23 protein-coding genes and 1 tRNA gene are annotated in these 24,154 nt (G+C 61.2%); 13 read left to right on the top strand and 11 right to left on the bottom strand.

Translation table 11 applies throughout. The annotated features are described in order from the left end of the window. Window positions 1–21: 21 nt before the first annotated feature. The 3 genes from I5L03_RS06150 (at window position 22) to I5L03_RS06140 (ending at window position 2,916) form a co-directional block, all read left to right on the top strand. Window positions 22–639 carry a hypothetical protein gene (locus tag I5L03_RS06150; protein ID WP_197920878.1) on the top strand — a complete coding sequence of 206 codons (618 nt, stop codon included), beginning with the start codon at window positions 22–24 and terminating at the stop codon, window positions 637–639. Then, window positions 636–1,196 carry a hypothetical protein gene (locus tag I5L03_RS06145; protein ID WP_197920877.1) on the top strand — a complete coding sequence of 187 codons (561 nt, stop codon included), beginning with the start codon at window positions 636–638 and terminating at the stop codon, window positions 1,194–1,196. The genes I5L03_RS06150 and I5L03_RS06145 overlap by 4 nt, the downstream gene beginning before the upstream one ends. A gap of 643 nt (window positions 1,197–1,839) precedes the next feature. Continuing rightward, complete coding sequence (locus I5L03_RS06140; RefSeq protein ID WP_197920876.1) at window positions 1,840–2,916, top strand: branched-chain amino acid aminotransferase; 1,077 nt, start codon at window positions 1,840–1,842, stop codon at window positions 2,914–2,916. Window positions 2,917–2,919: 3 nt separating this feature from the next. Here the strand turns inward: I5L03_RS06140 and I5L03_RS06135 are convergent, their stop codons facing one another. Genes I5L03_RS06135 through I5L03_RS06125 form a run of 3 tightly spaced genes read right to left on the bottom strand, consistent with a single transcriptional unit; the run spans window position 2,920 to window position 5,569 of the window. After that, the gene (locus I5L03_RS06135) at window positions 2,920–3,549 is read right to left on the bottom strand and encodes a glutathione S-transferase (RefSeq protein WP_197920875.1); all 630 of its coding nucleotides are present in this window, start codon (window positions 3,547–3,549) and stop codon (window positions 2,920–2,922) included. After that, window positions 3,542–4,504, bottom strand: a complete 963-nt coding sequence (gene trhO / locus I5L03_RS06130) for an oxygen-dependent tRNA uridine(34) hydroxylase TrhO (RefSeq protein WP_197920874.1) — start codon at window positions 4,502–4,504, stop codon at window positions 3,542–3,544. The genes I5L03_RS06135 and trhO overlap by 8 nt, the downstream gene beginning before the upstream one ends. A gap of 45 nt (window positions 4,505–4,549) precedes the next feature. After that, window positions 4,550–5,569, bottom strand: coding sequence for a DNA topoisomerase IB (locus I5L03_RS06125; RefSeq protein ID WP_197920873.1), 1,020 nt, complete (start codon window positions 5,567–5,569; stop codon window positions 4,550–4,552). A 155-nt stretch (window positions 5,570–5,724) separates the two neighbouring features. On the opposite strand from I5L03_RS06125, the gene yghU reads away from it, so the two are divergent. Continuing rightward, window positions 5,725–6,576 carry a glutathione-dependent disulfide-bond oxidoreductase gene (gene yghU / locus I5L03_RS06120; protein ID WP_197920872.1) on the top strand — a complete coding sequence of 284 codons (852 nt, stop codon included), beginning with the start codon at window positions 5,725–5,727 and terminating at the stop codon, window positions 6,574–6,576. 66 nt (window positions 6,577–6,642) lie between these two features. Beyond that, window positions 6,643–6,717, top strand: a tRNA-Gln gene (locus tag I5L03_RS06115). Here I5L03_RS06115 and I5L03_RS06110 read toward each other — a convergent pair. The 8 genes from I5L03_RS06110 to I5L03_RS06075 all read right to left on the bottom strand — a co-directional run bounded on the left by I5L03_RS06110 (window position 6,718) and on the right by I5L03_RS06075 (window position 18,370). Beyond that, window positions 6,718–7,974 carry a lipopolysaccharide biosynthesis protein gene (locus I5L03_RS06110; protein ID WP_197920871.1) on the bottom strand — a complete coding sequence of 419 codons (1,257 nt, stop codon included), beginning with the start codon at window positions 7,972–7,974 and terminating at the stop codon, window positions 6,718–6,720. Between the two features lie 39 nt (window positions 7,975–8,013). Further along, on the bottom strand, window positions 8,014–8,688 hold the full coding sequence (locus I5L03_RS06105; RefSeq protein ID WP_197920870.1) for a retropepsin-like aspartic protease family protein: 675 nt from the start codon (window positions 8,686–8,688) through the stop codon (window positions 8,014–8,016). A gap of 43 nt (window positions 8,689–8,731) precedes the next feature. Then, on the bottom strand, window positions 8,732–9,667 hold the full coding sequence (locus I5L03_RS06100; protein ID WP_197920869.1) for a DUF5996 family protein: 936 nt from the start codon (window positions 9,665–9,667) through the stop codon (window positions 8,732–8,734). Beyond that, window positions 9,664–10,650, bottom strand: coding sequence for an L-histidine N(alpha)-methyltransferase (gene egtD, locus I5L03_RS06095; RefSeq protein WP_197920868.1), 987 nt, complete (start codon window positions 10,648–10,650; stop codon window positions 9,664–9,666). The genes I5L03_RS06100 and egtD overlap by 4 nt, the downstream gene beginning before the upstream one ends. Further along, window positions 10,650–11,891 carry an ergothioneine biosynthesis protein EgtB gene (egtB, locus tag I5L03_RS06090; protein ID WP_197920867.1) on the bottom strand — a complete coding sequence of 414 codons (1,242 nt, stop codon included), beginning with the start codon at window positions 11,889–11,891 and terminating at the stop codon, window positions 10,650–10,652. Before egtB ends, egtD begins: the two co-directional genes overlap by 1 nt. Before the next feature lie 92 nt (window positions 11,892–11,983). Continuing rightward, the gene (locus I5L03_RS06085; RefSeq protein ID WP_197920866.1) at window positions 11,984–13,792 is read right to left on the bottom strand and encodes a sensor domain-containing diguanylate cyclase; all 1,809 of its coding nucleotides are present in this window, start codon (window positions 13,790–13,792) and stop codon (window positions 11,984–11,986) included. A 102-nt stretch (window positions 13,793–13,894) separates the two neighbouring features. Beyond that, window positions 13,895–15,274, bottom strand: coding sequence for a class II 3-deoxy-7-phosphoheptulonate synthase (locus I5L03_RS06080; RefSeq protein ID WP_197921475.1), 1,380 nt, complete (start codon window positions 15,272–15,274; stop codon window positions 13,895–13,897). A 147-nt stretch (window positions 15,275–15,421) separates the two neighbouring features. Continuing rightward, the gene (locus I5L03_RS06075; protein WP_197920865.1) at window positions 15,422–18,370 is read right to left on the bottom strand and encodes a M16 family metallopeptidase; all 2,949 of its coding nucleotides are present in this window, start codon (window positions 18,368–18,370) and stop codon (window positions 15,422–15,424) included. A 117-nt stretch (window positions 18,371–18,487) separates the two neighbouring features. Here I5L03_RS06075 and I5L03_RS06070 point away from each other — a divergent pair, with 117 nt between their 5' ends. The 8 genes from I5L03_RS06070 to miaB all read left to right on the top strand — a co-directional run bounded on the left by I5L03_RS06070 (window position 18,488) and on the right by miaB (window position 24,153). After that, complete coding sequence (locus I5L03_RS06070; RefSeq protein ID WP_197920864.1) at window positions 18,488–19,069, top strand: NifU family protein; 582 nt, start codon at window positions 18,488–18,490, stop codon at window positions 19,067–19,069. Between the two features lie 88 nt (window positions 19,070–19,157). After that, entirely contained in the window at window positions 19,158–19,751 is a 594-nt protein-coding gene (locus I5L03_RS06065) for a malonic semialdehyde reductase (protein ID WP_197920863.1), read from the top strand. Window positions 19,752–19,770: 19 nt separating this feature from the next. Continuing rightward, on the top strand, window positions 19,771–20,385 hold the full coding sequence (gene tsaB, locus I5L03_RS06060; RefSeq protein WP_197920862.1) for a tRNA (adenosine(37)-N6)-threonylcarbamoyltransferase complex dimerization subunit type 1 TsaB: 615 nt from the start codon (window positions 19,771–19,773) through the stop codon (window positions 20,383–20,385). After that, window positions 20,385–20,831 (top strand): ribosomal protein S18-alanine N-acetyltransferase, encoded by a 447-nt coding sequence (rimI, locus tag I5L03_RS06055; RefSeq protein WP_197921474.1) that lies wholly within the window; start codon window positions 20,385–20,387, stop codon window positions 20,829–20,831. Before tsaB ends, rimI begins: the two co-directional genes overlap by 1 nt. A 172-nt stretch (window positions 20,832–21,003) precedes the next feature. Next, on the top strand, window positions 21,004–21,441 hold the full coding sequence (locus tag I5L03_RS06050; RefSeq protein WP_197920861.1) for a MucR family transcriptional regulator: 438 nt from the start codon (window positions 21,004–21,006) through the stop codon (window positions 21,439–21,441). A gap of 145 nt (window positions 21,442–21,586) precedes the next feature. Next, on the top strand, window positions 21,587–22,009 hold the full coding sequence (locus tag I5L03_RS06045) for a Fur family transcriptional regulator (RefSeq protein WP_197920860.1): 423 nt from the start codon (window positions 21,587–21,589) through the stop codon (window positions 22,007–22,009). A 68-nt stretch (window positions 22,010–22,077) separates the two neighbouring features. Beyond that, window positions 22,078–22,776: a lysophospholipid acyltransferase family protein gene (locus I5L03_RS06040; RefSeq protein ID WP_234035107.1), complete on the top strand. Its 699-nt coding sequence runs from the start codon at window positions 22,078–22,080 to the stop codon at window positions 22,774–22,776. 33 nt (window positions 22,777–22,809) lie between these two features. Further along, entirely contained in the window at window positions 22,810–24,153 is a 1,344-nt protein-coding gene (gene miaB / locus I5L03_RS06035; protein WP_197920858.1) for a tRNA (N6-isopentenyl adenosine(37)-C2)-methylthiotransferase MiaB, read from the top strand. Window position 24,154: the final 1 nt, after the last annotated feature.

Here is a 24,154-nt window from a genome sequence, read left to right as displayed (position 1 = left end):
TCGCGAAGGGCTCAATCGCCAGTGCACCTCAGCCGCAAATCCGCGCATTTCTGCTGCATCACCGTGTGCGCCATCCTGGTCGCCGGATGCAATTCCGAACCGGAGATGGGAGGGCCCGAGCAGGCCGTGGCCGAAGCGCCCGCACCCGTGCTGACACCGGGTGCAGCTGCAACCGTCGCGCCCGATGGCACGGCACTTGTCCCCGGATCGTGGACCGTCGGCGAGGATGCGATGGGCGTGCGCGCGCAATATGCTGAGGCCGGAGAGCGACCCTCGGTCACTGTGACATGCGATCCGACTTACAACTCGGTGTCACTATCGGTCGCTGCTACAGCGGGTGGCCCGCAGGCATGGCGGCTTGATGCCGGCGGCGAAGCGGCGCGGATCGACATGCTGCCATCGGGCGGCGTGCTGCCCGAACTGACCGCGCAGGTGAATCAAGGGCTTGCCATTATCCAGTCGCTCGCCGATCAGGGGGGTGTCTTCATGCTGACCTCTCCGCAGGGCCAGCCTTCCCAATTTCCCACCCATCCGGGCATTCGCAGGGTACTCGATCGATGCAATCCAATGGCAGCCGCACCAATAGCGCAGGAAACACCCGATGCGGTGATCGCACCGTCAGAAGTACCTATCCGGTGAGTGCTGCCCTGATCTGCGCACTGGCGCTTTCCGCCTGCAATGCGCCCGAGCCCGAACCGACCCCGCTCCCGCCGTCCACGCCAGTAGCCGCCGAGACGCCAGCACCCGTTGCCGCGCCTCCAGCCGCGCAGCCGCAGGAATCTGTACCGGTCGTGGAAGCTTGGCAGGATGAGCGGCAGACGCCGGGTGACTGGTCCTACGTGGCAGAGCCGCTGGAAACGCTCGCCGTCTTCGGCACCGGTCGCACGCCCGATACGGTGGATCTAATCATCCGTTGCGATCTGGCCACGCGCCGCGTCGGCATTGCGCGCTCCGGCGCAGCAAGCGGCCAGGTCGATATGCTGATCCGCACTGAAACACAGGACCGCACACTGACTGCCACACCGGTAAACGACGTCGCGCAGCTTATCACGGTGGAGTTGTCACCCAATGACAGCCTGCTCGATGCGATCGCCTTTTCCAAAGGCCGTTTCGCCGTGGATGTCTCCGGCACACAGCCGATCTACGTCCCCGCCTATCCGGAAATCACCCGGGTGATGGAGGATTGTAGGGGGTAAGAAGGGAAGCGCCGAATTATCCCTGTGAAAAAAGATAATTCAAGACTTGTTTTACCGACTCTGGCGATTCACAACAGGTATCAAGACCGGCGATGATCGCAGGTCTTGGGCCCCGGTGAAAAGGCGGCTCTTGGCTTTCAAGCGCGAAAGGAGGTGATCCGATGTCTCATGGTTCAGCAGGGAGGTCGGAAACGACCCGTGCGGAGCATATTCGGTAGGCTTTTTTCGCCGAGTAAGGCTTCGTTGGCGGTGTAACGACCGCTGACCATGCGAAGGCCAGTTTCACCGAGGTGAAGCTGGCCTTCTCATTTTTTGCGGCCCGGATTAAGGTATGAACATGCGCAGGCTCTTGCCCTATTCGCCTTGGTTTGCAATTCTTTGGCTTCCGGTCGGACTATTCGCCCTCACGACGGAATGGCCACTTGTCATTTTACCCGCCTCTGGTCTTCTGGTTCTTGCTATCGCGATCTGGGTAACTGTTTTTATGCCTCGTCGCTGCGGACATGGCTTATGCGGCCAAAGCGGATCGCTACCGATTTTCTTTTGGCCCTATGCCTTGAGGATCTGTCCGAAGTGCGGCGCGCGCGAATGGTGAAGACAGGTACCCTTGCCTCGACTCACGCTCCCCACTAATCGCCCTCCCATGGATTTCACACGCCTTCCCCATCCCGCTCCTGCCCCCGGCGCCACGCGCGATCAGGCTATCGCCAATCCCGGTTTCGGCACGCTGTTCACCGACCACATGATCACGGTGGACTACGACGAGGGCAAAGGCTGGCATTCGCCCACGCTTGGCCCTCGCGGCCCTATTGCCCTCGATCCGGCGGCATCGGTGCTGCATTACGCGCAGGAAATCTTCGAGGGTATGAAGGCATACAAGCTGCAGGATGGCAGCATGGCTCTGTTCCGGCCTGAGGCGAATGCAGCGCGGTTCAACAAGTCGGCTGCGCGCCTCGCCATGCCGGACTTCCCAGAAGACCTGTTCGTCGAAGCGGTGAAGGAAGTGGTTCTGGCGGACAAGGACTGGTTCCCCAGCGTGGAGGGCGGCGCGCTCTACATCCGGCCCTTTATGTTCGCGACCGAGGCATTCCTCGGAGTGCGTCCGGCCAAGCAATACAAATTCGTCGTGATCCTTTCGCCCGCCGGGAATTACTTCAAATCGGGCGCGCCCGCGGTTTCGGTGTGGGTGAGCGATTACACCCGCGCGGCCCCCGGCGGCACGGGTGAAGCCAAATGCGGCGGCAATTACGCCGCCAGCCTCGTCCCGACCGGAGAGGCCTTCGCCAAGGGGCACGACCAGGTCGTGTTCCTCGATGCGGCAGAGCGCAAGTGGATCGAGGAGCTGGGCGGCATGAACCTGTTCTTCGTGTTCGACGATGGCCGCATGATCACCCCGCCCCTGCGCGGCACGATCCTGCCCGGCATCACCCGCGATTCCATCCTGACTCTCGCGCGAGAGCAAGGCCTCGATGTGAGCGAAGAGATGTATTCCATCGACCAGTGGCGCGCCGATGCGGAAAGCGGCAAGCTCGTCGAAACGATGGCCTGCGGCACGGCAGCCGTAGTGACATCGGTCGGCAAAGTGGCGAGCGATGGTTTCGAATTCACCATTGGCTCAGGCGGCCCAGGCCAGCTGACCGGCACGATCCGCGAAAAACTCGTCGGCATCCAGCGCGGCACGGTCGAGGACACACATGGCTGGGTGATGAAGATCGACTAAGACTTAGATCGCCATGGCGATGGGCGCATCACCCTCCTGCCATGGTTTCTCGCGCTGCATTGCAGTCTTGAACAGGGTGCTTTCTAAATGCCCCGCCAGCCATTTTTGCACATGCGGCAGGTCGAGCGCGTCGAACCATTTGCGGTCGTGATTGGCGAATTGGCGGATGAAGGGGAAAATCGCGACGTCTGTAACGCCGCGCTGTTCGCCGCATAGTTGGCCCTGCCCTGCGATCCGCGCTTCCAGCTTCGCCAGGAATTCCTCGCCGCGGGCGCGGTGGGGCAGCGGGTCGCAATCGTTGTAGCGGGTCGGGTATTTGTAATGGTCGAGCGCGTGTTTGAACGGGCCGTCATTCTCGGCGATCAGCTCCGGATCGTCGCGCTCCAGCCAGCCTTCGGGATCGGTGTGGCCGAGTGCCCAGCGCATTATGTCGAGGCTTTCTTCCAGGAACCTGCCGTCGCTGTGCATCAGCACGGGCACAGTCGCTTTGGGCGACACGTCGAGCATCGCCTGCGGCTTGTCCGACAGCTTTACTTCGCGCAATTCGCAACGCGTCTTGCTCACCACCAGCGCCATGCGCGCGCGCATCGCATAGGGGCAGCGGCGGAAGCTGTAGAGTATGCGATCAGCCATCGGGATTCTCCTCACGTCCGACGTGCTCCTCACCGCGTTCGGCAGCAAGGCGTTCCTGCCGCTGGCGTTCGCGGTAACGGGCGCGCTGTTCTTCGGTGCGCTCGCCATGGCAGGCCGGGCAGCTGACGCCTTCTTCGTATAGCTCGGACGCGGCATCTTCCGTGCTAACCGGACGGCGGCAGGCGCGGCAGAGGCCATATTCCCCCTGCGCGAGGCCATGGCCCACGCTCACCCGCTCATCGAAAACGAAGCACTGGCCGCTCCACATGCTCAGCTCTGGCGGGATTTCTTCGAGGTATTTGAGGATGCCGCCTTTCAGGTGATATACCTCGTACACGCCTTCCTTGTTGAGGAATGCGGTCGATTTCTCGCAGCGAATGCCGCCGGTGCAATACATGGCGACCTTGGGCTGCTTGCCTTCGCCCAAGAGCCGCTCGCGCTCTCTGCGAAACCATTCGGGAAATTCACGGAAGCTGGCGGTCTTCGGGTCGATCGCACCGTCGAACTGGCCGATGGCCACTTCATAGTCGTTGCGGGTATCGATCACGATGGTGTCGGGATCGGCGATGAGCGCATTCCATTCCGCCGGATCGACATAGGTGCCGGCATGTTCGCGCGGGTCGATATCGGGCTCTCCCATGGTCACGATTTCGCGTTTGAGGCGCACCTTCATGCGGTGGAACGGCATCTCCTGCGCGCCCGAGAATTTGACCTCCAGCGCCTCGCACCCGGGCAGGCTGCGGATGTATTCGAGCACCGCAGCAATCCCCTTCCGCGAGCCTGCAATCGTGCCGTTGATCCCCTCGGCGGCAAGCAGCAGCGTGCCTTTCACGCCTTGCGCCTCGCACACGCTGAACAGCGGCTCTCGTAGCGCAGCATGATCCTCAAACCGCGTGAACTGATAGAGCGCAGCGACACACACGGGAGCATTGGTGGGAGGGTGCGGAATGGCCATGGGCGGCGCTTTAGCGGGATGCGGCTCAACGTGCCAGAGGGCCGATCAGGCAGCTGCCGCCAGCAATTCGCCTGCCTCCGGGCTGTCTTCCAGAAACTGCATCAGTCCACGCTCATATTCGTTGAGAAACGGTGTTGCCTGCGGCAGTTTCAATTGCGCGCGCCAATCTTCCTGCCTCGAAACGAGATCGATCACGGCAGGGTGGATATAGCTCTTACGCGTTACTGCGGGGGTATTGCCAAGATGCTCCGCCACGCGCTCCAGCACGGCCTTGATCGTCAGCACCTCGTCCGCCTCTGCCAGCATGCGAAAGGCCATGACGCTGGCGTGCCAGGTGCGGAAATTCTTGGCTGAGAAGTTCTCGCCCATGATTTCGCGAAGATAGGTGTTCACATGGCCCGAATTGACATCCTGCGGCGCGCCATCATCACCGACCCAGGCAAACAGTTCCTGCCCGTTCAGATCCTGCATCAGCCGCACCACACGAGCGAGCGATGCATCGGACAACTTCACATCGCGCTCCTTGCCGCCCTTTGCCGTGAAACGCAGGCGCAACGTTCGTCCGGTCACCTCGGCATGGCGATGCTGCAGGGTTGTTGCACCGTAACTCTTGTTCTCTTTGGCGTAATGCGTGTTGCCGACCCGGATCGCGCCAAGATCGAGCAGTTTCACGAGCGCCGCCACCGCCCGGTCGCGACCCAATTTGGGTGAACGCATATCCTTCTGAACCTTTTCGCGAAGGATGGGCAGCATCTCGCCAAAGGCGACGCAGCCATCGAACTTCTCACCTTCACGCCAGGCGCGAAATTCAGGGTGATACCGATATTGCTTGCGCCCACGCGCATCATATCCGGTCGCAAGGATGTGGCCATTGGGATCGCAGCAAAACCACGCATTCACATAGGCGGGCGGCAGGGCAATCGCATTCAGGCGCTTCTTTTCCAACCGATCTTTTATCAGGTCGCCATCGGGCCGGTAATACGCCCAGCCTTTGCCAGCCCCTTTACGGGTAATGCCGGGCTGCGTGTCATCGACATAGACGAGTTTTGGAGGGGCGCTGGCCATCGTGGCAGGATAACGCCTTGATCTGCCACGCGGTTCCTATGGATTTTTGCACCGGTGAAGCCGCACTGCGGGCAGGCCAAAGCAAAGCTCTGTTGCTGGCTTCGCTGGCGGACCTATCTCCACGCCAACGCATTCCTGGATGAAGGAGAATATGAATGGCCGATCCTGCCTACACGCCGCCGAAAGTCTGGAAGCCCACGGAAAGCGGCGGTAAATTCGCCAATATCAATCGCCCTACAGCTGGCGCGCGGCATGAGAAGGAGCTTCCGCAGGGAGAGCATCCTTTCCAGCTTTACTCGCTCGCCACACCCAATGGCGTGAAGGCCACGGTGATGTTTGAAGAATTGCTGGAGGCAGGCCATTCGGACGCGGATTATGACGCGTGGCTGATCGATATTTCCGAAGTCGACCAATTCGGCAGCGGCTTCACTGCAATCAATCCTAACGGGAAGATCCCCGCCTTACTTGATCGCAGCGGAAACCGCGAAATCCGCGTATTCGAAAGCGGCGCAATCCTTGTCCACCTCGCGGAGAAGTTCGGCAAGTTCCTGCCCACCGATCACACCCGCGTCGAAGTGCTCAGCTGGCTGTTCTGGCAAATTGGCAGCGCGCCTTTCATCGGTGGCGGCTTCGGCCATTTCTACGCCTATGCGCCCGAGAAATACGAATATCCGATCAACCGCTATGCCATGGAAACAAAGCGGCTGTTCGATGTCGCGGACAAGCGGCTCGGCGAAACGCGCTTCCTTGGCGGAGACGATTACACCGTGGCCGATATCGCGACCGCACCCTGGCTGGTGCCGTTCACCGAGGGCACGATCTACGAGGACGCCAAGACGTTCCTCGAAATCGAAAGCTATGAAAATGTGATGCGCTGGGCAGGCGAAATCGCCGCCCGCCCCGGTTTCAAGCGCGGGCGCGCGGTCAACCGCTCATGGGGTGATGAGGACAAAAGACTGCCGGAACGGCACTCCGCATCCGACTTCGACGGCCTCAATCTGGATTGACCTGCAAATAGTGCGCTGCGCGGTCTTGCACCGCGCAGCCACGCGGTTATATGCACGCATCTCTGCTGGGGTGTAGCCAAGTGGTAAGGCAGCGGTTTTTGGTATCGCCATTCGCAGGTTCGATCCCTGCCACCCCAGCCACTATCTCCCTTTTTCGACGACCTTCTGATCCCGCGTCGCCAGGATAAAGCCGGTGACGCTGGCGAGGCTTGTGCCGAGGACGACGAGGGCAGCACCGGTCGCGCCGAACCAGTCGATCAGCCAAGGCAGCATAATCAGGCCGATGGCGAGCGGGATGCCACGCAGCAGGAAGTTGCGGATCGCGTGGCCGCGCGCGACGAGCAAAGCTTCGAGGCTTGCACCTGCCAGCTCTATGGAAGCCGCGCCTGCCAGCACGATCATGGGCACGAAAGCTGCGAGATATTCGCGGCCTGCAATTGCGGTGATGATCCACTCACCCGCAAGCAAGCCGAAGGCGACCACGATCACGCCTGTGAATATCGCGATACGGGTGAGTTTTGTGGTCAAGGCCTTTGCCGCATCGGGATTGCGCACGAGCTCGGGATAGACCGCTTTCAGCAGCGCCTGGGCGAGTTTCAGCAATCCATCGCCCAACTGGTTTGCGACCCGATAGACACCGGCCAGCGCTGCACCGCCGAATACGCCGGTCAGCACCACGAGGAGTTGGCGGCTGGCGATGGAGAGAATGCCGGTAAGGCTTGTGCCGATGGCAAAACTCCACACCTTTTCGCCGCGCGCCTTGGCTTCGCGCGGCAGGCGTCTGAGGCTGTAGCGTTGCCAATGGATCGGTTCAGTCCGCGCGGCGAGCCACCAGTAAATCGCTGCGGTCAGCACCTCTGCCGCGCCCCAAACGATCAGGAAACTCTGGATGCTGGGATGCGTCACCACGACAACTCCGGCGCCTAAGGCGCGAACGATGCTGGTCGTCGCATCGGCAATCGCCGCGCGGTCATAGCGATCATGCAGGCGCAGCAATCCGATCGGCGTCGATCGGATTGCCAGCAGGGATGCGAGCGTGAAGAGATAAGTGGGCACGACCATCTTGTCCGGCAGCAGCAGGACTTCGTGGAAATTGAAAAGGATCAGCGCGCCGAGGATCGCCCCCACGACGATCGTCAAACTATCGAGAGCGAGGGCAAAGCCTGTTGCAGTCTTGCGGCCGTCATCATCCTGACCCCAGCGGATGATGCTCTGCCATGTCTGGAAGCTGCAAAAGCCCACCACCAGCTGCGCAAACGTAAAGGCAATCACGAAAATGCCGAAACGCTCGGGACCAAGCTCGCGCGTCGCAATGGCGAGGTAGACCAAGGAGAGCACGGCATTGATGGCGCGCGCACCCATAAGCCAGCCGGTATTGGTCAATGCGCGGCGAATCATGGCTTTGCCCTGCCCCAGCCGCCAGCCAATTGCAAAGTGCTACTCTTGCGTTTCGAGTGGCGGCTGCGGATTATTGGGCGTGAGGATCAGCTCATTCGCTTCGATCCGCACCGATGCCATGCGGTTGAGCAGGTTCATGCCGATGACGTTCGTATCGCCCAGCCCCGGCGCAATGACGGCATCGAGCCCGCGCGCCGCAACATTGCCGAAGCGCATTTCTTCGATATTGGTCATGTGTGCCGCCACAGTGCCGTTTGCAGTCTGTAACCGCACGGGCACGCTGCTATCGAGAGCTTCAAGCCCCGCCGCCTGCGCGGTCTGTTCGGAAACGGCAGTCAGCGTCGCGCCCGTATCGACAAGGAAAGCGGCGCGGTGGCCATTCACTTCGGCCTCCAGCCAATAATGCCCATCGACATGCAGCGGAACGCGGGTTTCCGTCCCCTCGACCACCTGCTCGGGAAAGCCGAATTGCGGAACGGCAATGGCGAAACGCGGATCGAGGCGAGAAAGCTGCAGCACGACTAGGCCAAGCACGGCGATCAGTGTCAGCGTGCTGCCGAAGCGCATGGCCCGGCCCAGCGCCAGATTACGCCGCGCAACGAATGAGCCGAGCACGCCCAGCACCATGGCCGCGAACGCCGCCAGCAAAAGGCCTGATCGCGGAATTTCGCGGATCGATTGCGCCAGTTGGTCAAAGACGGGAGCGAGGTCCATTCACGCTATATAGGAAGCAATTTCCTGCGGCGCGAGACGCCGCTCATATTTGCTGCGCCGGTTCGCCATAGGAAACCTGCAAGGTCGCCAGATCATCCGGCCAATCCATGCGCGCGGCTGCCGCATCGAAGCTCGAATGGAGGAACGCCATCAGCGCGGCTTCGGGATCTCCGGCGGCGGCGACATCGGCATAGTGAAGCACGAATTCGCCCAGGTCCTTGTGCCAATAGGCGGCAGCAGGCGCGATTGTGCCTTCCGAGAGGTCATCGGGCGATGGATAGGCGTATGCATAAAATGCCGCTTCATCCACGCCATTGCCGCCGGGCCAGAAGCCTGCGCTAATGACCTCGTGGCTGTAGGCCTCTCGCGTGACCTCATCCGGTAAATTGGGAAACCCGCCGGGATGTGGCGGTGCGCGGCGTCCGGAGAAGCGCGTGACCGCGAGATCGAAGCTGCCCCAGAACATGTGGCTGGGAGAGGACTTGCCGAGATAGCGCGAGCGAAATGTGCTGAATACGCGGTCTGCCGCAGCGAAAGCACCGTGCAACCGGGTGGCCGCATCCGCATCCCATTCGCGCGGCCTGTCATCCGCGGCGAAGGGGATTACGTCCGGCATTTCATTCGGCGCGCCGTGGAGCGGAGCGGGCAGATCCGCTTCTTCGAGCATCGCGCTCATATCGGCGTGAAGCTGCGCGATTGTTTTGCCGGGGATGTCTGTCGTCCAAGATCCCCCATGGCTGCACCAAGCGCGGACCAGCCCGTCACGCATATCGACTTCTACCGCGAAATCGCGCGCCTTGGCGGCCGGCATCATGCGGGTGGCGAAGCCGCGCGGCGTGACGCGCAGGGCGACATGCCAGCCGTGATTGACCCAAGGGTGTAGCCGTGTGGGCAGTTTGCCGACCATTTGCAGGACGAGGTGCGCGGTCTCGATTGTTGGCCGATCCGCTGCGAAATCGAGGCTCGGCCAGTCGCTCATGGCGCATTCCTCGGCATTGCGGCACGAGCGAGGATGAGGGAGAAGCGCTCTTCTGCATCGGTCCAGCGCTTCACCGGCGTCCATCGGCCTGCGAGCAGCATCATATTCGCGCTGCGCAGATCGAATTTGTGGCTGTTTTCCGTGTGAATTGTCTCACCCGCCTGCATCGAGAAACTCTCGCCCGAGACGGTGAAGGTAACATCCTCCTGCGCGACAAGATGCATCTCGATCCGCGCATAGGGTTCGACCCACCGCGCTTCGTGGCGGAACGCATCGACCGGAATGTCGCCATCAAGCTCCCGATTGATGCGGGTCAGCAGGTTCATATTGAACGCCGCGGTCACGCCTTCTGCATCATCATAGGCGCTTTTCAGCATCGCCTCGTCTTTGATGAGGTCCATGCCGATCAGCAGCAGCGCCTCATCGCCGAGCGTCTCGCGCATGTTGCGCAGGAGGTCTGTGGCGGTGCGCGCCACCATATTGCCGATGGTAGAGCCGGGGAAGAAGCCCAGCTTGGGCGCGTCGGAGACTTCAGCTGGCAATTCGACAGGCTTCGTAAAATCCGCCTCTACCGGATAGACTGGCAGGCCGGGAAATTTCGCTGACAGATCGGCCGCTGCGGCGCGCAGGAATTCGCCCGAAATATCGAGCGGAACATATGAGCCGGGTTCAATCGCAGACAGCAGAAGCGGCGTTTTCACCGAAGAGCCGGAGCCGAATTCGACGACAGCCCGGCCCGGCCCGATCAGCTTCGCAAATTCATCGCCGCGTTCGCGCAAAATCTCGGTCTCGGCGCGGGTGGGATAATATTCCTCGACTTTGGTGATATCTTCGAACAGCTGCGATCCGCGCTCATCATAAAACCAGCGGGCAGGGATCGCTTTTTGATCCGATTTGAGGCCCGTCAGCACATCTGCGCGAAAGGCGCGGTCCACACCATCCTCATCCAGATCGACAAGGCGGATATCAGTCTTGGTATTCATCAAAGGTCCTTGGCCAAGCGCAGTCCGGTAAACTGCCAGCGCTGCTGGGGGTAGAAGAAGTTACGATAGGTGGCGCGCGAGTGGCCGCGCACGGTGGCGCAGCTCGCGCCTTTCAGCACCCATTGTCCGGCCATGAACTTGCCATTGTATTCGCCGACCGCGCCCTCCGCAGGCTGGAAGCGCGGGTATGGCAGATAGCCGGAGCGGGTGAATTGCCAGACATCGCCAAACAGCGATGGCGTGCCCCGGGGCGAAGGCGGCGCGGCATTGTCGAGCTGGTTTCCGCCGGATGCATCGCTACCTCGCGCAATCGCTTCCCATTCGAATTCGGTCGGCAGGCGCTTGCCCGCCCAGGTCGCAAAGGCATCCGCCTCATAATAGGATATATGCGCGACCGGCGCATCGGGATCGCGCTTTTGCCAGCCGGTATGCGTGAAATGCTCGTCCTCACGCCAGTAGAGCGGCGCGGTGATGTTGCAGCGGCTGAGCCATGCCCAGGCATCGGACAGCCACAGGCGGTGATCCTCATAGCCGCCATCGGAGATGAAATCCGCCCACTCGCCATTTGTGACGAGGCTCTTAGAGAGAGCAAAAGGCTCCAGCAAGACGCGGTGGGCGGGCCCTTCATTATCGAATGCAAAGTCATTACCCTGATGGCCGATCATCGCGATGCCGCCGGGGTGCTCCGTCCAGCCCGTCCCCTGCGACGGCGACCGGTTTTCCGCATGCTCCCACATCGCCGGGCCGAGCGGGTTTTTGCTGAAAGCGTGTTTGATATCGGTGAGCAGCAATTCGATATGCTGCTGTTCATGCGCGATGCCGAGGGCGATGAGTTCAGTATGTGCCGGATCATCCAACAAAGCATCCATCGCATCGTTGACCGCGTGCCGCCAGTCCAGCACCTGCGCCACGGTAGGCCGTGAAATCAGGCCGCGCTTCCCACGCAGGATGCGGTCGCCCTCCGCCTCGTAATAGGAATTAAAGAGGAACGGCCAGCGCTCGTCATACAGCTGGTAATCGGCCACGTGATCGCGCAGCAGGAATGTCTCCCAGAACCACGTGGTATGCGCCGCATGCCATTTCGCGGGAGAGGCATCTTCCATCGACTGAATGGTGGCATCCGCCTCGCTCAGCGGCTCAAGCAGGCTCTCCGTAAGCGCCCGCGTCTCGCGGAATTGCGCGGCTAGGTCATCAGGCGTTGCGGCAGTCGTGGATTGCTGAGCGGCTTCGGGCAACGCCATCTCCTGTCAAGCGGTTTGGACACTCAGCAATACCATGCGGCACACCGGCTGCAAATGAAACCCCCGGATTGCAAAGAGTTTCCCGCTTAATGTCAGGCGGCGCGGCGCACCTGATTGCGCCCGGCTTCCTTCGCTTCGTAAAGCGCCGCATCGGCACGGGCGAGCAGTTCGTCCCCGTCATCGCCTGCCCGGAATTGGGCCATACCGACGCTGATCGTGACGTTGGGCAGTGGCGATCCTTCGATACCGCTTTCGACAGCCTGGCGCAGCCTTTCTGCCAAGGAACGTGCTCTGCGGGCATCGACGCCGGCAAGCAGCCACACGAATTCCTCGCCCCCGATCCGCCCGACAACATCGGCCTGCCGTGCCTGCCTGCGGGCGAGCTCGGCCACCTGCACAATGACTTCATCGCCCGTCTGGTGGCCGTGCTGATCATTGATCGACTTGAAGTGATCGATGTCGAACATAATCGCCGTCAGCGCGGAATCGTGCTTGGCAGCGACAGCCACCATCGATTCCAGCCGCCCGAAAGTGCAGCGGCGATTGGGCAAATTGGTGAGCGGATCGGTATTGGCGAGCTTCTGCGCCTCTGCCGCCAGCCGCATCGCCTGTCCGCGCGCCAGATCGAGCGCCTGTACGCGGTGGACCTGCTCGGTCACATCCATGGCAATGCCGAACAACGCGATACGCCGTCCGGTGATGTCGAATTCATTGAGCACGGAAATGCGCAGGATGCGCTCGCCTTTCTCCGGCGAATTGACCTTGTAATCGAAAGTGAAAGGCTCACGCGCCCGGCGATTGCGCGCCAGATGGCCAATCAGCTCAAGCCCCTTGTCCGGCAGCAGTTCGCGCAGGTCGTCGAAATTGGGTTCGAAGTGATCGGGCAGACCGGAGATTTCGAGCATGCGCTGCGACCATTCTTGCTCCCCCGTTACCAGATCCATGCGCCAGCGCCCGATGCCGGCCATCTGCTCCGACAAGTCGAGCATCATGAGGTTTTCGTGCATGCCCGAATTGCGCCGGATAAGCTCGAACTGCATGTCCTGCCACTTCATCAGCATGGCCGCGATGGGCAGCGCGGTGGCAAGCAGAGTGAGCAGCCAGCTCTGAATCAGCAGCACGCCCTGATCGCGCGTTACGGAAATGAAGGCAACCGGGTTCTCTCCGCCAAGGCTGAGCACTGTGGCGACGGCAGCATAGCTGATCAGCGTCAGGTAAATGGCGGCATGGCCGAAGCGTACCGCCATTGCGACCATCGCCGCCACAAGCAGCGGCATGAGCGAGATACCTTCCACCCGCAGCGCCAGAAAGCAGAGCGATCCGCAGGCGAGCAAGGCCAATGTCATTTCGCGGTCGAATTCCAGCGCGCGGCCGCGACGAATGCGCAGGATGATGCCCCCGACGTGCAAGACCATCGGCGTGATGATCAGGATGCCCAGGACATTGGCGAGAAACAGGTAGGCGAACTCTGCAAAAGTCTGCTCCGCACGAAACGGAAGGGCGATCATCGCCCCTGCGAGACAACCCGTAACAGCAGCGCCAAACAGACCGACCACCTGGCGCGCGCTTCGCGGCAAAGCAGTGCGCCCGCCGAGGATCCGCACGCTGATGAGAGCGCAGATTGCAGCTTGCGCCAAAGCGGAAATGGTGAAGGCTATCGATGCAATCGCTTCGCTGCCCAACAGGATCATTGTGATGTAAATCAGCGGCAGCAGCAGCGCGGCAAGAACCGGCCAGTGCTGGCGCGGGGTAAAGCGGAAGGCTGCGACAACGACGCCCGCCGGCACCCAGATCAATAGCGCGGCTCCGGCCGAATTGACCATTGCAAGACTGCCCGCTGCCAGCAGTGCCCAAGCGAGCGCCGCGACCAATGCTACACGTAGGTGTTGCCAGATGGGCAAAATGATCCTCCAACAGGTGATGGAAGATCATTATGCGAATTGGGTTAGCCGACACCGCGCGCGCACTTAGGGGTTATCCCTGATGCGCAGTGAAGGAACGTATCAGGCGGCGGCGCGACCTTTTTCGCCCAGCTCCAGATTGAGCATTTCGGCAAGCAGGAAGGCCAATTCCAGCGATTGCGCGGCGTTGAGACGCGGATCGCAATGCGTGTGATAACGGTGGTTCAGTCCCTCATCGGTAATCGCCACGGCGCCGCCGGTGCATTCGGTCACATCCTGTCCGGTCATTTCCAGATGGACACCGCCAGCATGCGTACCCTCTGCCCGATGAACCGCGAAGAAGCCGCGCACCTCGGCAAGGATCCGCTCGAAGGGCCGCGTCTTGTAGCCGCTGTCCGCCTTGATCACATTGCCGTGCATCGGATCGCAGCTCCACACTACCGGCTGGCCTTCACGCGTCACCGCGCGCACCAGCGGCGGCAGGCCCTGCTCCACCTTGTCATGGCCGAAGCGGCTAATGAGCGTAATGCGGCCCGGATCGCGCGACGGGTTGAGCACATCGAGCAATTTCAGCAGCACATCAGGATCGAGGCTCGGCCCGCATTTGATGCCGATAGGATTATTCACACCGCGCAGGAATTCGACATGCGCGCTGCCTTCAAACCGCGTGCGATCGCCGATCCACAGGAAGTGGGCGGAAGTGTCATACCATTCGCCGGTCAGCGAATCCTCGCGCGTCATCGCCTGCTCGTAAGGCAACAGCAGCGCCTCGTGAGAGGTATAGAAGCTGGAGGTTTTCAGCTGCGGCTGGTCTTCGATGTCGATCCCGCAGGCTTCCATGAAATCGAGCGCTTCGCCAATCCGGTCGGCAATGCTCTGGTATTGCTCGGCCCACGGGCTACGGCCCATGAAATCGAGCGTCCAGCTGTGCACCTGCCGCAGATTGGCATAGCCGCCGCCGGCAAAGGCGCGCAGCAGGTTGAGCGTGGCCGCCGCCTGCGAATAGGCGCGGACCATGCGCTGCGGATCATTGGTGCGGCTTTCGGGCGAAAATTCGATCCCGTTGACATTATCGCCAAAATAGCTTGGCAGAGTGACATCGCCCTGCGTCTCGGTGTCCGAGCTGCGCGGCTTGGCGAACTGTCCGGCCATGCGGCCCAGCTTCACCACCGGCAGCTTGCTTGCGAAGGTTAGCACCGCCGCCATCTGCAAGATCACGCGGAACGTATCGCGGATGTTGTTGGGCGAGAATTCGGCGAAGCTTTCCGCGCAGTCGCCGCCCTGCAGCAGGAACGCCTCTCCCTGCGCGACGCGGCCAAGCTCTCCGCGCAGCTTGCGCGCTTCCCCGGCAAAGACCAGCGGCGGAAACCCGGCGAGCGTCTGCGTGGCATCGGCCAACGCGCCAGCGTCTTCATACTGCGGCAGGTGCATCGCGGTGAAGCGATCCTGCATCCAGCTATCGGGTGTCCAATTCTGTGCCACGGTCAATTCGTCCAATATGCGCCCGTCCCCGGCGGGTGAAGTATGCGAAAATTGCGGGGAGAAACGACTTTCTACTCCCGCAATTGCACAGGCGCAAAGGTTACTTGCGAAATCTTATCTGCCGGGCGGGATAGCCAGCCTTCGCCTTCACCGCCCCGCCTCTGCCGCCGTCGCCGATCCTGCCATTCCGTTGGTGGCGGGCAGGATCTGTAGGCGGAAGCCCGGCCCAGTCAGGAAACGCTCTGCAAGGCTGCGCATCTCTTCCACGGTCGCTTCATCGTAGTCGCGATAGATCGAGGGGAGATAGACCAGCCGGTTGCGATCGAAGGCAGCACCCTGGATCTGGTTGAGCCAGAAGGTATGCCCCGTCTGCGCGCGGTTGAGATACTGGCGGGCGGGCTCTGCAGCGCGTTCAAGCTCATCAGCCGTCGGGCCATTGGTTGCCAGATCCTGCGCCTGGCTTTCCGCTTCATCGAAGAAGGCGGAGAGCAATTGCGGCTCCATCTGCACCAGCGCGAACAGCACGCCACCGCTATCGGTATCGAGCGGCCAATTGCTGGTGACGAAAGGCGAGTAGGCAGCGCCGGAACGCTCCCGCAGGCCATCGAGCAGCCGATTGCTGAAAATCTGTGCGAGGAGATCCAGCTTGCGGCTCATGACGATACCGTCCGAACCGCCGCCGGTCTCCCAGGCAATCACGCCCGCTGCCTGATCGGCATCGCCCGCATGGGTTAGTGTCGTCGGCATGCGCCCGGCTTCGGGGAAAGACTGCTCGCGCATCGCCACATCGCTAGGAAGCGGATCACGCGCAGGCAGCGCGCCAAAGGTGCTGCCCAGCGCCGCGACCGCAGCGTCGCGGTCGATATCGCCAAATACGGCGACTTCAATCGGACCTTGGCCGAGCAGGCGCTCCCACGTGCTGCGAAAATCCGCTGCGGTCACTTCTGCCAGCTGGTCGGGCGTCGGGGTTGCGAAGCGCGGGTCGCGGTCTTTCAGCAGCCAGTCGAGATCGCGATTCAGCACGCCGTTCGGATCATTGCCGTAGCTGTCATAGGCGAGCACGGACGAAGCGCGCGCCCGGTCCAGCGGATTGGGGTCCCATGCGGGCATGGAGAGCTGGGCTGCGAAGAGATAGAGCTGTTCCTCCAGATCTTCCTGCCGGGTCAGGCCTTCGAAGACGAAAGCGCCGTCCTCGATCCGGAAATCGAAGCTGACCTTTAGCGTTGCCGCCAGCCGGTCGAGATCGTTCTGATCGAGCGGACCGATGCCGGAATTGACAAGCGCGAGCGGACCAAGATTGGCAATCGCTGCTTCATCATCCTCAACCCCGCGCCAGCCAGCACCGAAGCGCACGCGCACGGTGACACGGCCCGGCTCATTGTCGCGCGACATGAGAAGAGCGCGCACGCCGTTGGGGAATTCGACTTCCTCCATTTCGAGAATGCCGATGGGTCGACGGCTGACAGGGGCAGCAGGTTCACCCACGGGCGGGAGTTCGGCGAAATCGATCGCCTCTGCATCGTCACGCGCCAGCGCGCTCGCGGCCACCGGGGTGGAAAGCGCCGTGCGCACATCCACCGGCGTCGCTTCGCCCGGCGACGGCGTCATCAGCGTCGCGCGAATAACGTCGCCTTCGAACAGGCGCTGAGTGGCGGCGAAGACGTCTTCGGGCGTGAAACGCGGCGCGACTGAGCGGAACACTTCGAGGAAAGTCTCCGGGCTCGCCACAGCTTCGCGAATGTCCACCGCCTGCACGATCTGATCGGCGAGCGAAGAACCTGCCTGAATGCGAGACTGATCGACCATGTCGACAAATGCGACATCGAAAGAGGATACCGCCTGATCGATTTCGCTCTGTGCGGGCGGTTCTGCAAGTGCATCGGCGATCACGCTGCGCACATCGGTGAGCGCGGTTTCCCAGTCCTCTGTCAGTGGCACGAGAGTCACGAAAGTCGCATCCGCCGAGCGGCTGATTTTCTCGCGACCGATCCCTGCAAACAGGAACGCTCCGCCTGCCCGCGCACGGTTTTCGAGCCGCCGATTGACGACGCTGGAGGCGACCTGCATCAGCAGATTGCCGCGGTTATATTCAAGATTGTCGACCACCTCGACCCACGGACGCATGATTGCGAATGTCATCGCACGCGGCTGGCCGGACTCGACGATGACATCGACTTCGCCCACCGGATTTTCCGGATCGGCATCGGCGGGCGCGATAGGGTCTCCGAAATCGGGCGCTGGCACGAATGCGCCCTCGCCTTCCCAATCGCGGAAATGCTCTTCAACGATGCTGGCAAGCACGCGCGGATCGGCATCGCCGACCAGCACAACGACGGCATTTTCCGGGCGATACCAGCGCGAATGGAAGGCCTGCACCGCCTCTGCCGTTGCGCCTTCCAGCGTTTCGACCGTGCCGATGGGGCTGCGCTCTGCAAGGCGCTGTCCGGCAAAGAAGGTCTGCGTCGTGCGCTCGGCTACGCGGCGCTGCGGCCCGGCCTGCTCGCGCCGTTCGCTCAATACAATCGGCACATCCTGTGCGAGGTTTTCTTCTGACAGGATTGGCGAAATCACCATGCCGGCAAAGCGGCGCACACTGTCATCGACAGTCGCGCGAGTGATGTTCGGCAGGTTCAGATTGTATGTGGTCGCCGTGGGGCTAGTCGTCGCATTGGTATCGAAACCGAAGCTTGCACCGAGCCGCTGGAAATGCGGGATCGCTTCGCCAGGGCCGAATGTCGCGCTTTCGCGAAAAACCATGTGCTCGAGCAAGTGAGCAAAACCGCGCTCGTCATCTTCCTCGTGCAACGATCCTGCATCGATCCGCACGCGCAGGGAGATCTGGCACGGCGGCACATCGTTCTGCCGCACGGCATAGCGCACGCCATTGGGCAGCTCTCCAAACAGCCATTGCTCATCGACCGGAATATCGGTGCCGCGGTAAATCCACGGATCATCGGGGCGCGCGAATTCCGGCTCATCTTCCGCGCTCGCGCCGATAAAGCACGGGTTCTGCGCAAAGGCAGGCAGCGGCGCCGCCAAGGTGGCGACAAAAGCAAAGGGCAGAAGAGCGCGAGTGGCGCGGACAAATTTGTGCATGGTGCCCATTAGCTTAGCGAGGAATGAAGGTCCGGTGAATACGCTCAAGAAAAACTGTGCCGCGCCCCAGCCTTTGTTCCCTTGCCGCACCCGCGCCTCAGCACTACATTTGCAGGTATGTTCATAGAAACCGAAACAACGCCCAACCCCTCCACGCTCAAATTCCTTCCCGGACGGGAAGTGATCAAAAGCGGTACTCGCGATTTCGCGACGCCGGAAGAGGCAGAGGCGAGCCCGCTGGCGCAGGCGCTGTTCGATACAGGCGAAGTCACCGGCGTTTTCTATGGCTACAATTTCGTCTCGGTCACCTCGGCACCGGGCGTGTCATGGAGCGATCTGAAGCCGCAGGTGGTCGCCATCCTGCTCGACCATTTCGTTTCCGAAGCTCCGCTGTTTGCTGGCGGCGATGCGAGCGGTATCGCTGTGCCGCCCGAAGAGGACCTTGCTGATATCGAGGACGACGAAGGCACTGAAGATATCGTCGCGCAGATCCACGAACTCCTCGAAACGCGCGTGCGCCCCGCCGTGGCGAGCGATGGCGGCGATATCCGCTACCGTGGTTTCCGCGACGGAGTGGTGTTCCTGCAAATGCAGGGCGCGTGCTCGGGCTGCCCCAGCTCCACCGCCACGCTGAAACACGGCATCGAGGGCCTGCTGAAACATTACGTTCCTGAAGTGAAGGAAGTGCGCGCAGCGTAAGCCTGCCCAGGATTTTTCGAGAACCAACCGGGCGCTCCTGCGTTGCCCGGTCGAACCCTCTTACCTTTCTTTCAAGGATATACCCTTCATGTCAGAAACGCTTTCCGATTCCGCGCTCGATATCATTTTCCGCGACGCCCGCAGCTATAATGGCTGGCTCGACAAAGATGTCTCTCGCGAGCAAATCGAAGCGATTTACGACCTGATGAAAATGGGCCCTACTTCTGCCAACCAGCAGCCGGGCCGCTTCGTCTGGGTCACGACTGACGAAGCCAAGCAGCGGCTCGCCGATTGCGCGGATGAAGGAAACAAGGAGAAAATCCTTGGCGCGCCTGTCACCGTCATCATCGGCTACGACCTCGATTTCCACGAGCAGCTGCCGTGGCTTTTCCCCCACACCGATGCGAAAAGCTGGTTCGAAGGCAAGGTTGAAGGCCGCAAGGAAAGCGCATTCCGCAATTCCGTGCTGCAGGGCGCCTATCTGATGATCGCCGCCCGCGCGCTCGGCCTCGATTGCGGTCCGATGTCGGGCTTCGATCCGGAGAAGACCACCAAGCAATTCTTCGCCGACCAGCCGCGCTACACCGCCGATTGGCTGTGTTCGATCGGCTATGGCGATCCGGAGTCGATTTTCGATCGCAGCCCGCGTCCCGAATTTGATACCTTCAACAAAGTGATCTGAGGCGCTAGGCGCGGTCGCTATGCGAACGCTAGCGATCGAATGTGCGACAGAGGCTTGCTCCGTAGCTTTGCTGGGCGGGGACCAGAAGCATTTCCGCCACGAAGTCCTCGGCCGCGGCCATGCCGAACGGCTTGTGCCGATGATCGCCGAATTGCCGAATAAGGGCCGGGCAGACCGTATTCTGGTCTCGCTCGGTCCCGGCAGTTTCACCGGAGTTCGCATCGGCCTCGCCACAGCGCGTGCGCTTGGGCTTGCCTGGGGCGCAGAAGTGCTGGGGTATCCTACGCTCACGCTGGTGGCCGTGCGGAGCTGGCAGCCCAATCCGCGCCCCGTCACCGTGTGCATGAATGGCGGCCATGGAGAATGGTTCGTGCAGAACTTTTCGGACAGCAGCACCGCTGAAGGACCTGTCCAGTCGCTGTCCCCGCAGGATGCTGCGCACTTCGCGAAACATCGGGTCGTGGTAGGCAATCGGTCTAGCGAGCTGGCGGAGTTGCTTGGTGACGACACCATGTCGCTCGATCTCGGGCCGGACGCGCGGGCGGCGTCCCTGCTGCACGAAACGCATCTACTTGCGGACCTCACGCCGATCTACGGCCGCGCGCCTGACGCGAAAAAGCCGGGGCAAGCGTGATGGGGGATCCGGTCGATGCGATCATGGCGGTGATGCAGGATGCCTTCGATCACGCCTATGGCGAGGCATGGACGCGGCGTCAGGTTTCCGATGCGCTCGTCACGCCCAACACGCATTTTATGCTTGGGGGCGAGACCGAGGACGGCTCAGGTCCGACGGCATTTACCCTATCACGCAGCGCGGCAGACGAAGAAGAGCTGCTCCTGATCGCCGTTCGCCCAGAATATCGCGGTCAGGGACTTGGGAGCGACATGATGGAGCAATTCTTCACCAGTGCCCGCGCGCGCGGTGTTCGCCGGGTGTTTCTGGAAATGCGCGAGGGCAATGCTGCAGAGCATCTCTATCGCAAGCTGGGATTCAAACAGGTCGGTCTTCGCAAAGGCTATTATCGCGGTGCAATTGGCGGGCCTTTGGACGCGATTACTTTCGCCCGCGACCTCGCCTAACTTAAGCGTATCCGAATTTAAGTCGTTTGTTTCCAACAGCACGTCGAAATATGCTATGCAGGGCCTCCGAATAGGTCTTGTTTGGCAACCGTAATTATCGCATGGGCTCCCGCGAACCGGCGCGCGAAAGACGCTTGGCAATACAAAAATTCGGTCGCAATCAGAGGAACTTATGGACTCTACGAATACAGATAATACAGGCACGCTGATCGAGCTGACAGCCGACATCGTCACCGCGCATGTCGCGAATAACAATGTCGATGTCGATGCGGTGCCGACGCTGATCCAGAATGTGTACGGTGCGCTTGCCGGTCTCGGTGTCGAAGCGCCGAGCGAGGAGCGGCCCGAACCGGCGGTCCCGATCCGCTCTTCCGTCAAACATGACTACATCGTGTGTCTTGAAGACGGCAAGAAGATGAAAATGCTCAAACGTCACCTGATGACGGCTTACGGCATGACCCCTGATGAATATCGCGAGCGTTGGAACTTGCCCGCCGACTATCCCATGGTCGCCCCCGCCTATGCTGAGAAGCGCCGCGAGCTGGCAAAAAAGATCGGCCTGGGCCGCAAGCCAGGTGAACGCCCGAAGAAGAAAGAGGCAAAGTCCTGAAGTCTGTCTGATCGATCCAATCGATCAAATTGTCCCGGTGTTTCTGCCGGACACGATCTTGAGCGAAACGGCCCGTGCCCCTAAGGCTGCGGGGCGTTTCCCTTTTGGGGTTTGAATTTCAGCCAAATCAGGCCAGAACATAACGATGATCGATCTTGAAGCCCTTTGCGCCGAACGCGGCCTGCGGATTACCGACCAACGGCGCACCATCGCCAAGGTTTTAACAGAAAGCGACGACCATCCGGACGTGGAAAAGCTGCATGAGCGTGCCTCTGCTGTCGATCCCAAGATCTCCATCGCCACCGTCTATCGTACCGTCCGCCTTTTCGAAGAGGCGGGCATTCTCGACCGCCACGACTTCGGCGATGGCCGCGCGCGTTATGAAGCTGCACCCGAAGCGCATCACGATCACCTGATCGATGTCGAGACCGGCAAGGTCGTTGAATTCGTCGATCCGGAATTGGAGGCGCTGCAACGCCAGATTGCGGAGAAGCTGGGCTATCGCCTCGTCGATCACCGCATGGAGCTTTACGCCGTCCGCCTCGACCGCGAAGAAAAGAAGAGCTGAGCGCGCCAGTAATGGCCCAATCTGTTCCCTACCCCGTGGTGCGAATTTCGCCGCTGGGTTACCTCCTCATGGCCCTTCGTCTCCTGCTGATGCTGGTGCTGCTGATCGTGTGCGTGCCGCTGCATTATCTGTGGAAGTTGCTGGGGCTCGATCGGATGTGGCCGCGCATGTTCCTGACGGGCGTAGGCTTTGCGGCGGGACTTAATCTCAGCAAGAAGGGCAAACGCGTTCCCGGCGCGCTTCTGCTTTCCAACCATGTCAGCTGGATGGATATTCTCGCGCTCTCGCACGCTGCAAATTCTGCCTATGTCGCGCATGACGGGCTGGCGCAGTTCGGCCTGCTGAAATGGCTGTGCGAAATGAATGAGACGATTTTTGTCGCCCGCCACCGCCGCACCAGCGTGGGTGAGCAGACCGATGCCATCCGCGCCGCGCTGGACCATGGCGGCACGCTGACTCTCTTTCCCGAGGGAACGACAAGCGACGGCACCGACTTGCTGCCGTTCAAGTCCTCGCTGCTCGGCGCTCTAGAACCGCTGCCCGAAGGCGCCACGGTGCAGCCGGTTCTGCTCGCCTATGAAGACGTGCCGCATGTAAGCTGGGTAGGAGACGAGCCCGGCCTCGACAACTTCAAACGCATTCTCGCCCGGCTGAAGCCCGTGCGGCTGACAGTCCACTTCCTCCCGCCGCTGTCGGGGGATGAACTGAAGAACCGCAAGACAATGACCGCCGCTGCGCAAGAGGCGATTCACGAAGCGATGCTTTAATTGCGCGCAAAATTCGCTTAAAGGCGCGCCATCATGAAATCGAATGACTCCCCTAAGACCTACCGGGTCAAAAGCTTTGGCTGCCAGATGAACGTCTATGATGGTGAGCGGATGGGCGAATTGCTGGAAGCCAAAGGCATCACGCCTGCTGCCGAGGGTGAAGATGCTGACCTGGTCGTGCTCAACACCTGCCACATCCGCGAAAAGGCGACCGAGAAAGTCTATTCGGACATCGGCCGGATCGAAAAATCGGGCCGTGAGGCGGGCAAAAAGCCCATGATCGCGGTCGCCGGTTGCGTGGCGCAGGCGGAGGGCGAAGAGATCATCAAGCGCTCTCCCGGCGTTGGCATGGTCGTGGGCCCGCAGGCCTATCACCGGTTGGGCGATATGGTGGACCGCGCCGCCAAAGGCGAGCGTTCGACCGATACGGACATGCCGGAGAATGCGAAATTCGGCGCCCTTCCGGCACGTCGGCGCGTGTCTCCGACGGCCTTCCTCACCGTGCAGGAAGGCTGCGACAAATTCTGCACCTATTGCGTGGTGCCCTACACCCGCGGCGCCGAAATTTCGCGCCCGTACAACGACCTGGTCGAGGAAGCGAAGAGACTGGTTGATGCTGGCGCGCGCGAAATCACGCTGCTCGGCCAGAATGTGAATGCGTGGAACGGCGAGGACGGCAAGGGCCGCAGCGTCGGCCTTGAAGGCCTGATCCATGCGCTCGCCGCCCTGCCCGATCTCAAGCGCATCCGCTACACCACCAGCCACCCCAACGACATGACCGACGCGCTGATCGCGGCGCATGGCGAAGTCGACAAGCTGATGCCGTATCTCCACCTGCCGGTGCAAAGCGGCAGCGACCGGGTGCTCAAAGCCATGAACCGCAGCCACACGGCAGAAAGCTATCTGAAGCTGCTCGACCGGTTCCGTGAAGTGCGCCCGGACATTGCGCTCAGCGGCGATTTCATCGTCGGCTTCCCTGGTGAGACCGATGCTGAATTTGAAGAGACGCTGCAGATCGTCGATGCGGTCGGCTATGCTTCGGCCTTCAGCTTCAAATATTCGCCGCGCCCCGGCACGCCTGCTGCCAGCATGGAAAACCAAGTGCCGATGGAAGTGATGGATGGGCGTCTGCAACGCCTTCAGGCCCATCTCAGCCGCGATCAATATGCATTCAACCAAGCAAGCGTCGGCAAGACCTGCGATGTGCTGATCGAGCGTAAAGGTCGCCGCCCGGGCCAGATGCTCGGCAAGTCTCCCTGGCTACAATCGGTGTTCTTCGACAGCAAATTGCAGATCGGCGACATGGTGCGCGCAGAGTTGGTGCAGGCGGGGCCAAGTTCTTTGCAAGGCCGGGTGCTGGAGATGGCGACGGCCTGAT

Source organism: Aurantiacibacter sediminis (assembly GCF_016019885.1).
GTDB classification, from domain to species: Bacteria; Pseudomonadota; Alphaproteobacteria; order Sphingomonadales; family Sphingomonadaceae; genus Alteraurantiacibacter; species Alteraurantiacibacter sediminis.
Note: the sequence above shows the minus strand (reverse complement) of the source record. Positions and strands in the feature narration are given on the sequence as shown.